Source organism: Mycolicibacterium brisbanense, assembly GCF_001570425.1.
GTDB lineage: Bacteria > Actinomycetota > Actinomycetes > Mycobacteriales > Mycobacteriaceae > Mycobacterium > Mycobacterium brisbanense.
Genome location: NZ_BCSX01000019.1, coordinates 254337 through 268426, shown reverse-complemented (window position 1 = coordinate 268426; position 14090 = coordinate 254337). Strand labels below are relative to the sequence as shown.

Below are 14090 nucleotides of genomic sequence, written 5' to 3'. Positions count from 1 at the left end.
CGGCGGCCTGGCTATTACCGTCGATGAGTGGACCTGAACACGGTCGAAGTGGTGAGCATGCCGACTCGCCGCGACGAGCTGTGGCCGCTGGATCCCTCCGATGCCATCCTGGCCGGGGGTACCTGGCTGTTCTCCGAACCACAGATCGGCATCCGCCGCCTGGTCGACATCACGGGCCTGGGCTGGCAGCCAATCACGGTGCGCGACAACGGCGTCGAACTGGCCGCCACCTGCACTCTGGCCGAGCTCTCCCGGTTCTCCACCACCAGCGACTGGCCCGCGGCAGGCCTGCTGCACCAGTGCTGCACAGCGCTGCTGGCCTCACCCAAGATCTGGGCCACCGCCACCGTCGGCGGCAACATCTGCCTGTCGTTTCCCGCGGGTGCGATGATCTCGATGGCCACCGCCCTCGACGGCACCGCGACGGTGTGGCGCGCCGACGGCATCGAATACACCGTGCCGGTCGCGGAGTTCGTCACGGGCAATGCAACCAATGTCATGGCATCCGGTGACGTGCTTCGGTCGATTCACCTGCCGGCCGCGGCTTTACGGTCGCGCACCGCGTTCCGCAAGCTGGCCCCTTCGCCGCTCGGCCGCTCCGGGGTGGTCGTGATCGGACGCCGCGATACCGGGCAGTTCGCGCTGACGGTGACCGCGGCGACGGTGCGGCCCTATGTGTTCCGATTTCCGGCGATACCGTCGAAAGAAGCTGTGCACGAGGACCTTACGTCCATCCCCGACGATGCGTGGACTCGCGACGCACACGGCGACCCCGATTGGCGGCGGGCCGTCACACATGTGCTGGCCGAACAGATCAGAACCGAGTTGGCGTGAGTTTCACCGTCAATGGCCAGACCTGGGAGCACAGTCCGAGACCCGGACAGTGCCTGCGCACGTTCCTGCGTGAGCAGGGCTGCTTCGAGGTCAAGAAGGGCTGCGACGCGGGCGACTGCGGTGCGTGCACAGTGTTGGTCGACGGCGCTGCGGTGCACTCGTGCGTGTATCCGGCGTTTCGCGCCGAAGGGCATGCGGTGACCACTGTGGCCGGTTTGGGTACCCCCGACGATCTGCATCCGGTGCAGCGCCGGTTCGTCGACGCCGCGGGATTTCAGTGCGGCTTCTGCACGGCCGGCATGGTGACGACCGCGTCGAGCTTCACCGACGCCGAGCTTGCGGACCTGCCCCAGCAGCTGAAGGGCAACCTGTGCCGGTGCACCGGCTACCGCGCCATCGCCGATGCGTTGTCCGGAGCCACCAACATCGAGAAGCCCGGCGGACACGACGCGGGCCGCTCGATCGGTGCGCCGGCGGCACTGCGGGTGGTGACGGGTACCGAGGAATACACCATGGACGACGCCCCTGCGGGGCTGCTGCACCTGGCGGTCCTGCCGAGCCCGGTGCCCCACGCCCGCATCCGGTCGATCGATACCTCTGCCGCGCAGGCGATTCCGGGCGTGCGTCTGGTCCTGACCCACCGCGACAGCCCGTCTGTGGCGTTCTCGACGGCCCGCCACGAGATGCGCGGCGATGATCCCGACGACACCGTGATCCTCGACGACACCGTCCGATTCGTCGGTCAGCGCGTCGCGGCGGTCGTCGCCGACAGTCTCGCGGTGGCCGAACAGGCCTGCCGGGCCATCATTGTCGAGTTCGATCCAGTGCCTGCGGTATTCGATCCCGAGCTCGCGTCGCACCCCGATGCGCCGAAGCTGCACGCCGACAAGGGATCGGACTCGAGGATCGCCGACCCGGCCCGTAATCTCGTCGCCGAGCTACACGGCGAGGTCGGTGATGTGGCGGCCGGTGTGGGTGCTGCCGAGCATGTGGTGCGAGGCCGCTGGCACACCCAACGCATCCAGCACGTGCACCTGGAGACGCACGGCTGCACCGGATGGCGGGATCACTTGGGCCGATTGGTGATTCGCACCAGCTCCCAGGTCCCCTTCCTGGTCCGCGACGAACTGTGCCACATCTTCGGGCTGCCCCGCGACGATGTCCACGTCTTCACCAAGCGGGTCGGTGGGGGCTTCGGCGGCAAGCAGGAAATGCTGGTCGAGGATCTCGTGGCGCTGGCCGTACTACGCCTGGGTGCCCCGGTGCGCTACGAGTTCACCCGCAGCGATCAGTTCACCGTGGCCCCGTGCCGACATCCGTTCCGTGTCGACGTGACCGTCGCCGCGAACGCCTCCGGCGACCTGACCGCCCTTGCGGTCGACGCTCTGGTCGACGCCGGCGCGTACGGCAATCACAGCCCGGGCGTGATGTTCCATGGCTGCAGTGAATCGGTCGCGGTGTACCGGTGTCCGAACAAAAGGGTTGACGCTCAAGCCGTTTACACCAACAACCTGCCCTCGGGAGCCTTCCGCGGCTACGGGCTGGGGCAGATCATGTTCGCGATCGAGTCCGCGATGGACGAGCTCGCCGAGCGACTCGGCATCGATCCGTTCGAGTTTCGGCGGCGCAATGTCATCACGCCCGGAGATCCGTTCGTGGATTCGCACGTGCTCGACGATGACCTCACCTTCGGCAGCTACGGGCTGGATCAATGCCTGGATCTCGCCGAGCAGGCGCTGCGGCGGGGCAACGCGGCCACGGCGCCCGAAGGATGGTCGGTGGGCGAGGGCATGGCGGTGGCGATGATCGCGACGATTCCGCCGCGCGGGCATGTCGCCGAGGCCACGGTGTCGGTCGACGCCGACGGCGGGTACACCCTGTGTGTCGGGACGGCGGAGTTCGGCAACGGCACCACCACGGTGCACGCACAGCTCGCCGCCAACGAACTCAACACCGTCGCCGACCGCATAGCGATCCATCAATCGGACACCGCGACAACGGGTTACGATACCGGCGCGTTCGGCTCGGCCGGCACGGTGGTGGCCGGCCGCGCGACCGTGCAGGCATGCCGGCAGTTGCGGACAGCCATGGAAAACTCGGCCGCCGAGGTCACCGGCACGTCACCATCGCAGTGCACGCTGGAGCGCAACGGCGTGCGCTGCGCCGACCGGCTTGTCGATTTCGGCGCTCTCCCACCATCGTTGATCGGCCGCGGACGACACGACGGCACACCGCGTTCGGTCGCCTTCAATGTGCAGGCGTTTCGCGTCGCGGTCAACCCCGAGACCGGCGAGGTGCGGATCCTGCAATCGGTGCACGCGGCCGACGCCGGCGTGGTGATCAACCCCGAGCAGTGCCGGGGACAGGTGGAAGGCGGTGTGGCACAAGCGATCGGATCGGCATTGTTCGAGGAGATCCAGATCGGGCCGGACGGTACGGTGCTGACCCAGACGCTACGCAACTATCACATCCCGCAGTTGGCCGACGTTCCGGTGACCGAGGTCTACTTCGCCGACACCTACGATGAGCTCGGACCGCTCGGCGCGAAATCGATGAGCGAGTCTCCGTACAACCCGGTGGCACCCGCGTTGGCCAATGCGATCGGCCGGGCGTGCGGTGTACGCCTGCACCAGTTGCCGATGACACCGGCGCGAGTATGGCGTGCGGTCAGCAGATCTCGTCGGGCTGCACAATCCTGATCCGGCCACGGCGCGGATGCGCGGGCTGCGGCTCCTCGGCCCATTCCGCCCCGGTCGCCTTGAAGAGCCTGCCGATCTCGTCGATGTGCATGTCGACCAGGTCCCACACGTCGGGGACCAGTTCGCGGTCGACCACGAAACCCAGGTCGAGGCGGTTCATGTAGCTCACCACGGTGATGTTGAGTCCCTGCCCGTCGGTGACGATCGACACCGGGAACTGATGCCGCAGTTGGGCACCGGCGAAGTACACCGGCTTCCGCGGTCCGGGCACGTTGGAGATCACCAGGTTGAACGGCGTGGCCGCGATGCGGTGGGCCAACCCGAACCGCGACGCCAGTCGCATCGCGGATGTCGAGAGCACCGGCGCCGAGAACTGGGCCAGGTCGCCGAGCTGATCGGCGGGCATCAAATCCAGCAGTCGCTTCGCGTCGAGCATCGCGTCGCGGCAGCGGGCCACGCGCTCAAGCGGGTCTTCGCAGTCCGTCGGCAATTCGGGGAAGATCGCCGACACACGGTTGGTCCACGGATCCTCTTCGTCGCCGGTACGGATGGAGACGGGCACCATGGCCCGCAGCGGACGGTCCGGCAGCGCGTCGTGCGCGAGCAGATACTGGCGCAACCCGCCGGCGCAGATCGCCATGACGATGTCGTTGACGGTGCCGCCGGTCGCGTTCTTGAGTCGTTTGATGTTCTCCAGCGAGGTGGTCCGCATCGCGAAGCGCCGATGTCCGGTGATGGGCTTGTTCCACGGGGTGGGCGGCGCGGGCGAGGTCGGCAGCGGAATCTTCGGCCCATCCTCTTTGCCAAGTCGCGCAAGGGATTTGATGGCAGAGCCGGTCTTGCTTGCCGCGCTGCTGACGCTGTCGATGCCTGCTGCGTCGGCGAGCTGGCGCACCAGCCGCGTCTGAACCCGCAGGGCCTTGACCGGATGGCCCGCGAGGTTGACGGCCGTCTTGCGCAGCAGGTCAGCGGTGCTCGGCAGCGCTTCGGGTTGCCAGGCCGGGCCCGGCCCGGGCGGCGCGGTGTCCGGTTCGGTGTCGGTGATGATGTTGAGCATCAGCTGTCCGGCGGCACCGTCGATGGTGGCGTGGTGGTATTTGGTCAACAGGGCCCAGCGACCGCTGTGCAGGCCGTCGATGACGTAGACCTCCCACAGTGGGCGGCTGCGATCCATGGCACGCCCGACGATGCGCGACACCTGGTCGGCCAGTTGGTCGGCCATACCCGGTCGGGCCAAATGGATTTCGCGGATGTGGAAGTCGAGGTCGAAGTTGGGATCGTCGATCCAGTACGGATGGTCGAGGCCCAGCGGCACCTCGACTAACCGCCGACGCAGCGGTTCGAGCTCACCGATCAGCGACGCGTACTTGGCGTACACCGCGGCGTACGGGTCGAACTCCTCGTTGGGGCGTTCGAAGATCATCAGCCCGGTGACGTGCCCGAAGGTCGTCGGGGTCTCCAGGTAGAGGAATGTGGCGTCGAGGCCGCTGAGCTGCTTCACGGGTCCTTCTCTTCTCGGTTCTTACGGGGTGGTGCGCTCAGCTGGTGAGCATGCCGCCTTCGACGGGCAAGGTGACGCCGGTGACATAGCTGCTGGCGTCACTGGCCAGGAAGATCAGTGCGGCACTGAGTTCGTGGGCGTGGCCGAGCCGTCCGACCAGGGTGCGGGGCAGGATCGCCTGTTCGAAATAGCTGCTCTCGAACTGATCGGTCATCTCCGATTCGAAGTAGCCCGGAGCCAATGCGTTGACGCGGATGCCTTTTCGCCCGGTCCACTGCTGCGCGAGGTCGCGAGTCAGGCCGATGAGGCCGGCTTTCGACGAGGCGTATGCGGCCTGCGGCAGGCCCGCGGTCGTCAATCCGAGCACGCTGCTGATGTTGATGATCGAGCTACCCGGCTTCATGTGGGTCGCGCAGGCCTGCGCCATCCAGTAGCAGCCGTTGAGGTTGAGATCGATGACCGAGCGGAACTGATCCGGTGTCTCGCGCGTGGCGGGGACGGCGGTGCCGACGCCGGCGTTGTTGACCAGGATGTCGACGCGGCCGAACGTGTCGACGGCCGCCTGCACAAGGTTCTGGCAGTCCGCCGGATCGGTGACGTCGGTCCGCACCGCGAGGGCCTTGCGGCCGGTGGCTTCGACGAGCTGCCGGGTGCCGGCCAGGCGGTCCTCGCGCCGCGCACCGAGCACCACGTCGGCGCCCGCTTGGGCCAGTGCCTGCGCGAAGCCGACACCGAGGCCGCTGGACGCCCCGGTCACGACCGCGACGCGGCCGTCGAGGCGAAAGAGATCGAGGATCGAAGCAGAGTCAGCATGAATCACTCGTGCATCATATCCAGATATGTTGCATAGACGAGACGAACAGAGACATATATCACTCATGCAGCGGTTGGTAGGATGTCGCCAAGTGGATGAGGAGGGGCATCATCGCCGAGACACCGTTGGGACGCATGCTCGCGTCGACCGACCGCAAGCCGGACCCACTGACCGCGTTCCGGATTGCCCGCGGCTGGTTCCTGGAGGGCCGCCGCATCGAGATGGGGGAACTGGCAACCGAACTCGGTGTCAACCGGGCGACGCTGTTCCGGTGGGTCGGTAGTCGCGACGAGCTGTTGGCCGAAATCCTGTGGTCGCTCGCGGAGCCTACGCTGACCGCGGCCATCGAGGCCTCACCCGGACACGGCGCCGAACGCATCTCCCATGCCGTCGGCCGCTTCGCCACGGTGATCGACCAGGCGGGGTTCTTCCAGGAGTTTCTGCGCCGTGAACCCGAACGCGCGCTGCGCATCCTCACCACGCGCGCGGGCACCGTGCAATCCCGACTGGCCGCGGCCATCGAACAGCTCTTGAACGACGAGATCGGCGAAGGCAGTCTCGAACCGTCGCTCCCGCCGCGCGATCTGGCTTACCTCGTCGTGCGCATCGTGGAATCGTTCCTGTACGCCGATATCATCACCGGCGAACCACTGGAGATCGCCCAGGCCGAGCAGGCTATCGCCGCACTGCTGGGGCACCGGGCGTGACTCCTAGCCGCCGGGCTGGCCGTTGGGCACCTGCGGTGACGTGACGGTGGTCGACGGCACCGTGACCGTGACCGTGCTGGTGCTCGGGCTGGTCGTGGTCGTGCTCGTCGGCGACGAGGTCGTGGTGGACGTGGGTGATGTGGGCGTGGCCGCGGGGGCTCCCGGCGCGAGGACCGTTGTGGTCACCGTAGAAGTCGATGTCGACGTGGAGGTGGACGTGCCGGCCGCGATGACACCGCAGGCGACCGGTTTGCCCGACGGGGCCGAGGACGCAGCACCGCTGCGGTTGGTCGGTCCGGCGTCGAGGACGAGCGACGTGCCTTGACCGCCCTGCAGATCAGCCGCGGTGAAATCCGCCGACGTCGTCACGAGCTTGGCCCCGCCGTCGGGACGCACCTGCAGGTCGGCCAGGTCGCCGCTGGCCGAATAGGTGTTGTGCCCGCTGACCTGCAGCGGGCTTCCCGGCGACGAGAAGTCGCACGTGCCGACCGAGTGGATCTGCAGGCCGTGAAAGCCGGGGCTGAGCAGCCCGGTTCCCACCGACTGCACCGTGACCGTGGCGTAGCCGTCGGCGAATTCGATCGACGCGTTGGCGACGGTGGTCCCGTCGGAGGTCTTCAAGTCCGTCTTCAGTGCACCGCCTGCGGCACCGGTGCTTTGCGGGGTCCCGGACGCGCCGCCCCCGGTGGAGGACTGATTCGAGCAGGCACCTGCACCGATGACCGAGACGGCGACGACCGCAGCAACAGCGATGGGCTTCATCATCTTCGCGGGATTCCCCGTTGCCCGCGCGTTAAACGACCCGCCGAGCGGTGGTACTAGAGGCGCTCGATGATGGTGACGTTCGCGGTGCCGCCGCCTTCACACATGGTCTGCAGCCCGTAGCGGCCGCCGGTGCGTTCCAGGGTGTTGAGCATGGTCGCGAAGAGCTTGGCACCGGTTGCGCCGAGCGGATGGCCCAGCGCGATGGCGCCACCGCTCGGGTTGACCTTCTCCGGATCCGCCTTGGTCTCCTTGAGCCACGCCAGCACGACGGGCGCGAAAGCCTCGTTGATCTCGACGGTGTCGATGTCGTCGATCGACAGTCCCGTCTTCTCCAGCGCGTACTGGGTGGCCGGGATCGGACCGGTCAGCATCATCACCGGATCGTCACCGCGCGCGCTGATGTGGTGGATGCGGGCCCGCGGCTTCAGGTTGTACTTGTTGACGGCCTCTTCCGAGGCCAGCAGCACAGCCGATGCGCCATCGGAGATCTGACTGGCCAGTGCGGCAGTCAGCCGGCCGCCCTCGACCAGCGGCTGCAGCGCGGCCATCTTCTCCAGCGTGGTCTCACGCGGCCCCTCGTCGACGCCGAACTCCCCGACCGGGACGATCTCGTTGTCGAAGTGGCCTGCCCGGATGGCGGCGAACGCGCGTTGATGGCTGTTGTAGGCGAACTGCTCCATCTCTTCGCGGGAGATGTCCCACTTCGCGGCGATCATCTCCGAACCGCGGAACTGCGAGATCTCCTGGTCCCCGTAGCGGTGCAGCCAGTTCTTGGATTCGTTTGTGGGCGAGGTGAATCCGAATTCCTTGCCGACGATCATGGCCGAGGAGATCGGCACCCAGCTCATGTTCTGCATGCCGCCGGCCAGGATGACGTCGGCGGTGCCGGACATGATCGCTTGCGCACCAAAGGAAATCGCCTGCTGCGAAGAACCGCACTGCCGATCCACCGTGACTCCGGGGACCGACTCGGGGTACCCGGCCGCGAGCCAGGCCAGTCGGCCGATGTTGCCTGCCTGGCCCCCGATGGCGTCGACACAGCCGACGATGACGTCGTCGACGACACCGGGATCTACGTCGTTGCGGTCGAAGATGGCCCGAAAAGCGTGTACGCCCAGATCGATTGGGTGCACATCGGCCAACGCCCCCTTCTTCTTACCGACCGGGGTGCGTACCGCGTCGACGACATAGGCCTCAGGCATTACTGGTCTCCTTTGACAGTGGTGCCGTCGGCGGTGATCCCGCCGAGGACAATGGCGAGGTATTGCCGGCCGACCTGCTCGGCCGAGAGCGGTCCGCCGGGTTGATACCAGCGGACCGAAACCCAGGTGGTGTCCCGGATGAACCGGTACACGAGGTCGACATCGAGGTCGGGCCGGAACGATCCGTCGGCGATACCCTGCTGCAGGATGTCGACCCACATCTTGCGCTGCTCTTTGTTACGGGCCTCGACGAAGGCGAACTGCGGCTGCGCGGAGAGCCGCTTGGCCTCGTCCTGATAGATCACCACCTGGGCGTGCCGATGCTCGATGGCCTCGAAGGACGCCATGAAAAGGCCTTTGAGCCGCTCCAGTGGAGTGACTTCCCGGTCGACGATCTGTTGATAGCGCGCGAACAGCCAGTCCAGGAAGTCCCGCAGCACCTCTTCGACCATCTGCTCTTTGGACTTGAAGTGGTGGTACAGACTTCCCGAGAGAATTCCTGCGGAGTCGGCGATATCGCGGACCGTCGTTGCTTTCAGACCGCGTTCGGCGAACATCGTCGCAGCGAGTTCGAGGAGTTCGTCCCGCCTGCTTGCCGGCTGGCTCGACGTTTCCGGCGCCATGCCGACAGCATAGCAACCAAGCGCTTGCTAGGTCGCGTCGGAGTGCGATCTCCCGCATTTCCTCAAGCCCCAGACCCCGCGAGTGGCCAGTTATGTCACGTCAAACACGGCGTGGCGGGCAACAGACACGCACTCTCGCGATGCTGAGGGTCAGACTGGCTGTGGCACGCCCTCGCTCACGCGCTGCTCGGCGGGTGCAGCGGGCAGCGCATCCTCAACACGTGGTGCGGTGCGGCGTGCCAGCACCACGGACAGCGCCAACCCGCCCAGCAGCACCGCAAGAGCGGCGAGCCCTGCCACGACGGAGGTCGGCCACAGTCCATTGAGCAGCAGGATCGCCGGCACGGTGCAGGTCGGGACGCCGAGCAGCACCAGGAACCAGCCGGTGAAGTGCCCCAGGTCGACGCGGCCCGCCCTGGTCACACCCAAACCCAGCAGCACGAAGAACAGCGACCACATCACGGCCCACGTCGCCCAGATCACCGCGAACACCGGATCGGCGCCGACACTCTTGACCGCGTAGTACACCGCGACGGCCGCGACGAATGAGCTGTACCAACCGAACCCGCGCGGGTCGATGTCGAAGATCTGGATGAACCCGAACCACAGGTAGGTGAACCCGAACAGATAGCTCGGCCAGGTCGCGTTCACGATGCCCGGATCGCCTTCGGACTGGAAGAGCACGAGCGTCGGCAGCACCACCTGGGCCGCCCCGACGAACAGGTTCAGCGGCGCGGCCCCGCGGGCATCGACGACGCCGACCGACACCAGCCCGTTGACGAACAGCGCCACGCCGACGAGTAACAGCCCGACGTTTCCCATCAGCGCGCCACCCATTCCACGAACTGCTCAGAGGTGATGACGGGCGCGAAGAAGTTGTTGATCCGCTCGAACGCCGCCCGCTCCTGATCCGGGTGGACCGCCCCCGTCGCATCACCGATGACGATCGGTAGCAGGCCGTGATCGCGGGCCGCCCGGGCATTGCCTTCGACGCACCAGTCGAGGTGTATCCCGGTGAGTACCAAAACCTCCACTCGCTGCCTGCTGAGTGCCAGCGGCAGATCGGTGCCGACGAATGCCGTCTGCAGCGCCTTCTCGTAGAGTTCGTTGTCACCGGGTTCGACCAGCTCGCGCAGTTCGCCGACAAGTTCGTTGTCCCAGGCGATCTGCTCGGCGGTGGCGTCGATGTGCCCGGTCCACCCGTCGTACTGCGCCTTGTCGAAGTCCGTCTGCGGGTAGTCGCCGCGAAACACCGAGAACCCGATCCAGTTGAACGACACGAAGTTCGGCGCCGACCGCGCCGCCTTGGCCACCTTGACGGTCGCCTCCAGGCTGCCGCGGAACGCGTGCCCTTCGGCGTACTGCACCCCGCCCGGTTTGTACAGCGAGTTGGATTGGCTGATCGACAGGAATGCCGCTGGCCGGGAAAGGATCTCGCGGAAGTCGAGCCGCTCCCACTGCTTTGCCAGCGGCGGGATGGCGGCTCGGTTGTCGGCCGGGTAGCCCAGTGCCTCGGGGTCCAGTGCAACCGGTTCGAGCGGAGTGATCTGAGGTGAGCCGTTGACGGCGAGTGCGGTCACACCCCATACCCTCGACCGCCCGCGGCCACGTTCACAGTCTTTGAATCGACACGATTCTGGATGGGTCTACCGGTAGTCGTACGACCAGTACGGCGAGCAGTAGTCCGGCAGATCGGTCACCACCGGACCGTCCGCGAGCGACCGCGACAGGTTGAACAAATACCACGGGTCCGAATGCGGCCCGTCGGACTGCACGCAGGCCCGGATGTGCGCCGGTAACCGGTGCAGTGCCGGGTCGATGTCCGTCGTGAGCCGGGACAGGTACTCGGCGTCGAGCTGACCGGTCTGCTCGAAGCGGTCGATGTTGCGGTCGGCGACGAGCCGCTCGGGATTGAGCGCCGCCAAGCCGAGCAGCGCCAGCACGCCGGCCACCAAGACCGCGCGCGGCAGCCAGCTCCCCGACATCCGCAGGCCGGCCGCGGCGACGAGCAGGAAGACCACACCCAGCCACAGTTCGATGGTGACGACCATGAGCCGGTCGGTACTGAAACCGTAGGCCTGCTGGTAGAGCCACATGCGGTGGATGGCCGAGACGACCACGACAACCGATGTGGCACAGAGGATTCCAACCAGAACCCGGAGCACCAGACGGTCACCGGCACCGACCCGCCCGGCCACCCGGATCACCACACTGAGCACCAGCAGGGTCAGCGCCGAGACCCAGAGCAGCTGCCAGAATCCCTGCCGGGCATATTCGGCGTAGGTCAGCCCTTCGGTTTCCAGCACATGCGTGTGGCCGCCGAACAACACCGCAGCCTGCACCACCACGAATGCGATGAACAGCGCGTCGAGCACGCCCAGCGGCAGTGCCCACTCCCAGCGCGGCACCGGCCGCATCGGCGCAGGCGCCAGGGCGTCGAGCCGGGGCGGGAACCGCGTCAGGTAGGCGCCGCCGAGGACGAAAGCCGTGACGACACCGAACACCACCACACGGGCGGCGATATCGACACCGTCGAACGACGGCAGGAGACTGCCGGCCATGTGCGCGAAAGCTGCGTCGGCCGAGGCGAACAACGCGCCGAACACCACGGCCAACAGCACGGTGAGACCGATGACAACAGCGACGCGCCCCGGCTTGGTGACACCCACGCGGCTCGGCAGTCCGCGTCGCACCCAGCCTCTCACCCGCGCAGGCAACGCCCACGGCAGAAATGGCCCGGTGAACACCGAGGTCCAGGTCTGCCCGCCGAACAGCGTGCACCAGCCGACGATCCAGGCCGCCATGATGCACAGCACGCCCAGCCAGCCCGCGGCCAGCAGCGCGGGCACCGCGAGCAACGCCAGGGTCAGCACGATGCCGCCCCACTCAGTGCGGGTGGGCCGACGCTCGGCGGTGCCGTACACCACGCCGAACACCATGACGCCCACGGCCTGGTAGCCGATGCTGAGCACCGAGGGCCGCCACACCGCGGTTCCCAGCAGGCCCGCGACCACCGCGAGCATGAGCAGCCGAGGCGGGATCGACGCCAGCGGATCGATCGGCCACACCCGCCGTGACCACACCGTCCATCCGGGCTCCCCGGAGCGCGGCAGCGCCGGACCGATCAGCGGTGGCATGATCGGTTGTCCCGGGGCTCCTGCCGTCAACGTCGTCATACCGATTCCTCCCTCGATTCCGGAATGCTCACCCTGATGCGGCAACCCGCTGCGGTGTCCGTCACTTCGATCTCCCCGCCGTGCAATTCGACTGCCCACCGCGCGATCGCCAGCCCCAGTCCTGTACCTCCATCCGTGGTGGCGCCGCGGGTGAACCGTTCGAAGACCCGCTCCCGCTCGGCGGGTGCGATGCCCGGGCCCTGGTCGGCCACCTCCAGCCGCAGGCCGGCCGGCCCTCGGCTCGCCCGCACCGTGACGCTGCCACCCGTCGGACTGTGCCGAATCGCGTTGTCCACCAGGTTGACCACGACCTGTCGAAGGCGCGCCGGGTCGGCCACGGCCTTGAGGTCAGGCGGCGACACCCGGATGTCCACGGGCACTGTGCTCGCGGACACCGACACGTGTTCGACCGCATCGTGCAGAAACTCGTCGACGTCGAATCGGCTGACCTGCAACGGTATTGCCCCACCCTCGATGCGGGAGAGATCGAGCAGATCGGTCACCAATTCGCCGAGGCGCTCGGTTTGCGACAGCGCCATCCGCATGGTCTCGGCATCGGGTTCGACCACCCCGTCCACGACGTTCTCCAACACTGCCCGTAATGCGGTGATGGGCGTGCGCAATTCGTGGGACACGTTGCCGATCAGCCCGCGCCGATACTCGTCGGCAGCCTCAAGATCGGCTGCCATCTGATTGAACGCCGTCGCCAACTGGCCGATTTCATCGCGGGACGTGGCCCGCACCCGGATGCTGTAGTCACCGCGGGCCATGGCCAGCGCCGCCGCGGTCATCTGTCGCAGCGGCGAGGTCATGCCGTGGGCCAAAAACTGCGTCAATGCCAGCGACGCGGCAAGCGCGGCCAGCAGCGCATAGCGGAACTGCCAGCTCGCGCCGATCCAGAATGTGAACGAGGCCAACAGGATCGCTCCGCCGACGAGCAGACCGGTCTTGACCTTGAAGGAGGCGAACGGATCCAGTGGCCGCGGTAGCCGGTCCCACAGTGCGGTCATCCGGCTGGCGACGTGCCCCCGGCTCATCGCGGAATCTCCAGGGCGTACCCCACCCCATGCACGGTCCGGATCAGCTCGGAGCCCAGCTTCCGCCGCAGTGCCTTGACATGGCTGTCCACAGTTCGGCTCTCGACATCAGAGGTCCACCCCCAGACATGTTCCAGCAGCGTCTCGCGTGTCACCGCGGCCCGCGGCCGGCCGGCGAGGAAGGCCAGCAGATCGAATTCCGTTCGCGTCAGGTGGATCTCCCGCTCTCCCTGATGCACCCGGCGCTCAGCCAGATCGATGCGGTACTCCCCCACCGACAACGGCTGGTCCCCACTGGCCCGATCGACCCGGCGCAGCAGTACCCGCACTCGGGCCACGAGCTCACGCATGCTGAACGGCTTGGTCAGATAGTCGTCGGCACCGATGCCCAGACCGATCAGCATGTCGGTCTCATCGGTGCGGGCCGTCAGCATCAGCACCGGCACGGCGCGGTCGGCCTGGATCCGCCGGCACACCTCCAGGCCGTCGAAGCCGGGCAGCATGACGTCGAGCACCACCAGATCCGGTTGGATCGCCGACGCGGTTGCTACCGCCGACGGTCCGTCGACGGCGGTCTCGACCTCGAACGCCTCGGCGCGCAGCCTGGTGGCCACCGCGGACAAGATGGTCGGCTCGTCGTCGACCACCAGTATTCGCTTCACCGATCCGACTCTAGGTGCAGGTTGTGGTGGTCAAGGGCAGCGATTGTGAAGATCCTGTGGAGACCATGTC

General features: G+C 67.1%; 13 protein-coding genes. 3 read left to right on the top strand and 10 right to left on the bottom strand.

Features of this window, described 5'->3' with window-relative positions; translation table 11 throughout:
• Positions 1 to 27: 27 nt before the first annotated feature.
• Positions 28 to 834, top strand: a complete 807-nt coding sequence (locus tag RMCB_RS09285) for an FAD binding domain-containing protein (protein WP_062828531.1) — start codon at positions 28 to 30, stop codon at positions 832 to 834.
• The gene (locus RMCB_RS09280) at positions 831 to 3533 is read left to right on the top strand and encodes a molybdopterin-dependent oxidoreductase (protein WP_062828530.1); all 2703 of its coding nucleotides are present in this window, start codon (positions 831 to 833) and stop codon (positions 3531 to 3533) included. The genes RMCB_RS09285 and RMCB_RS09280 overlap by 4 nt, the downstream gene beginning before the upstream one ends.
• Here the strand turns inward: RMCB_RS09280 and RMCB_RS09275 are convergent.
• Together RMCB_RS09275 and RMCB_RS09270 are read right to left on the bottom strand one after the other, a co-directional pair.
• The gene (locus RMCB_RS09275; RefSeq protein ID WP_062828529.1) at positions 3502 to 5034 is read right to left on the bottom strand and encodes a WS/DGAT/MGAT family O-acyltransferase; all 1533 of its coding nucleotides are present in this window, start codon (positions 5032 to 5034) and stop codon (positions 3502 to 3504) included. The genes RMCB_RS09280 and RMCB_RS09275 overlap by 32 nt on opposite strands.
• 37 nt (positions 5035 to 5071) lie before the next feature.
• Entirely contained in the window at positions 5072 to 5854 is a 783-nt protein-coding gene (locus RMCB_RS09270; RefSeq protein ID WP_234792054.1) for an SDR family NAD(P)-dependent oxidoreductase, read from the bottom strand.
• 89 nt (positions 5855 to 5943) lie between these two features.
• Here RMCB_RS09270 and RMCB_RS09265 point away from each other — a divergent pair, with 89 nt between their 5' ends.
• On the top strand, positions 5944 to 6555 hold the full coding sequence (locus RMCB_RS09265; protein WP_234792053.1) for a QsdR family transcriptional regulator: 612 nt from the start codon (positions 5944 to 5946) through the stop codon (positions 6553 to 6555).
• 3 nt (positions 6556 to 6558) lie between these two features.
• Here RMCB_RS09265 and RMCB_RS09260 read toward each other — a convergent pair whose 3' ends face one another.
• From RMCB_RS09260 to RMCB_RS09225, 8 genes are all read right to left on the bottom strand, one after another.
• Positions 6559 to 7317, bottom strand: coding sequence for a superoxide dismutase family protein (locus tag RMCB_RS09260; protein ID WP_407662115.1), 759 nt, complete (start codon positions 7315 to 7317; stop codon positions 6559 to 6561).
• Positions 7318 to 7373: 56 nt separating this feature from the next.
• Positions 7374 to 8522: a steroid 3-ketoacyl-CoA thiolase FadA6 gene (gene fadA6 / locus RMCB_RS09255; protein ID WP_029369461.1), complete on the bottom strand. Its 1149-nt coding sequence runs from the start codon at positions 8520 to 8522 to the stop codon at positions 7374 to 7376.
• On the bottom strand, positions 8522 to 9145 hold the full coding sequence (gene kstR2 / locus RMCB_RS09250; RefSeq protein ID WP_062828527.1) for a TetR family transcriptional regulator KstR2: 624 nt from the start codon (positions 9143 to 9145) through the stop codon (positions 8522 to 8524). Before kstR2 ends, fadA6 begins: the two co-directional genes overlap by 1 nt.
• A gap of 150 nt (positions 9146 to 9295) precedes the next feature.
• A complete protein-coding gene (locus RMCB_RS09245) occupies positions 9296 to 9967 on the bottom strand; it encodes an AmiS/UreI family transporter (RefSeq protein ID WP_062828565.1) in 672 nt (223 codons plus the stop codon).
• Positions 9967 to 10725, bottom strand: coding sequence for a cysteine hydrolase family protein (locus RMCB_RS09240; RefSeq protein WP_062828526.1), 759 nt, complete (start codon positions 10723 to 10725; stop codon positions 9967 to 9969). Before RMCB_RS09240 ends, RMCB_RS09245 begins: the two co-directional genes overlap by 1 nt.
• A gap of 66 nt (positions 10726 to 10791) precedes the next feature.
• Positions 10792 to 12321, bottom strand: a complete 1530-nt coding sequence (locus RMCB_RS09235) for a DUF4153 domain-containing protein (RefSeq protein WP_062828525.1) — start codon at positions 12319 to 12321, stop codon at positions 10792 to 10794.
• Positions 12318 to 13331 (bottom strand): HAMP domain-containing sensor histidine kinase, encoded by a 1014-nt coding sequence (locus tag RMCB_RS09230; protein ID WP_062828524.1) that lies wholly within the window; start codon positions 13329 to 13331, stop codon positions 12318 to 12320. Before RMCB_RS09230 ends, RMCB_RS09235 begins: the two co-directional genes overlap by 4 nt.
• A 23-nt stretch (positions 13332 to 13354) precedes the next feature.
• Complete coding sequence (locus tag RMCB_RS09225) at positions 13355 to 14020, bottom strand: response regulator transcription factor (protein ID WP_062828523.1); 666 nt, start codon at positions 14018 to 14020, stop codon at positions 13355 to 13357.
• Positions 14021 to 14090 lie beyond the last annotated feature (70 nt).

Coding starts and splice junctions, on each gene's coding strand:
- RMCB_RS09265 (WP_234792053.1), top strand. CDS start 5,944: ATGAGGAGGGGCATCATCGCCGAGACACCGTTGGGACGCATGCTCGCG.
- RMCB_RS09245 (WP_062828565.1), bottom strand. CDS start 9,967: ATGGGAAACGTCGGGCTGTTACTCGTCGGCGTGGCGCTGTTCGTCAAC.
- fadA6 (WP_029369461.1), bottom strand. CDS start 8,522: ATGCCTGAGGCCTATGTCGTCGACGCGGTACGCACCCCGGTCGGTAAG.
- RMCB_RS09230 (WP_062828524.1), bottom strand. CDS start 13,331: ATGACCGCACTGTGGGACCGGCTACCGCGGCCACTGGATCCGTTCGCC.
- RMCB_RS09260 (WP_407662115.1), bottom strand. CDS start 7,317: ATGAAGCCCATCGCTGTTGCTGCGGTCGTCGCCGTCTCGGTCATCGGT.
- kstR2 (WP_062828527.1), bottom strand. CDS start 9,145: ATGGCGCCGGAAACGTCGAGCCAGCCGGCAAGCAGGCGGGACGAACTC.
- RMCB_RS09235 (WP_062828525.1), bottom strand. CDS start 12,321: ATGACGACGTTGACGGCAGGAGCCCCGGGACAACCGATCATGCCACCG.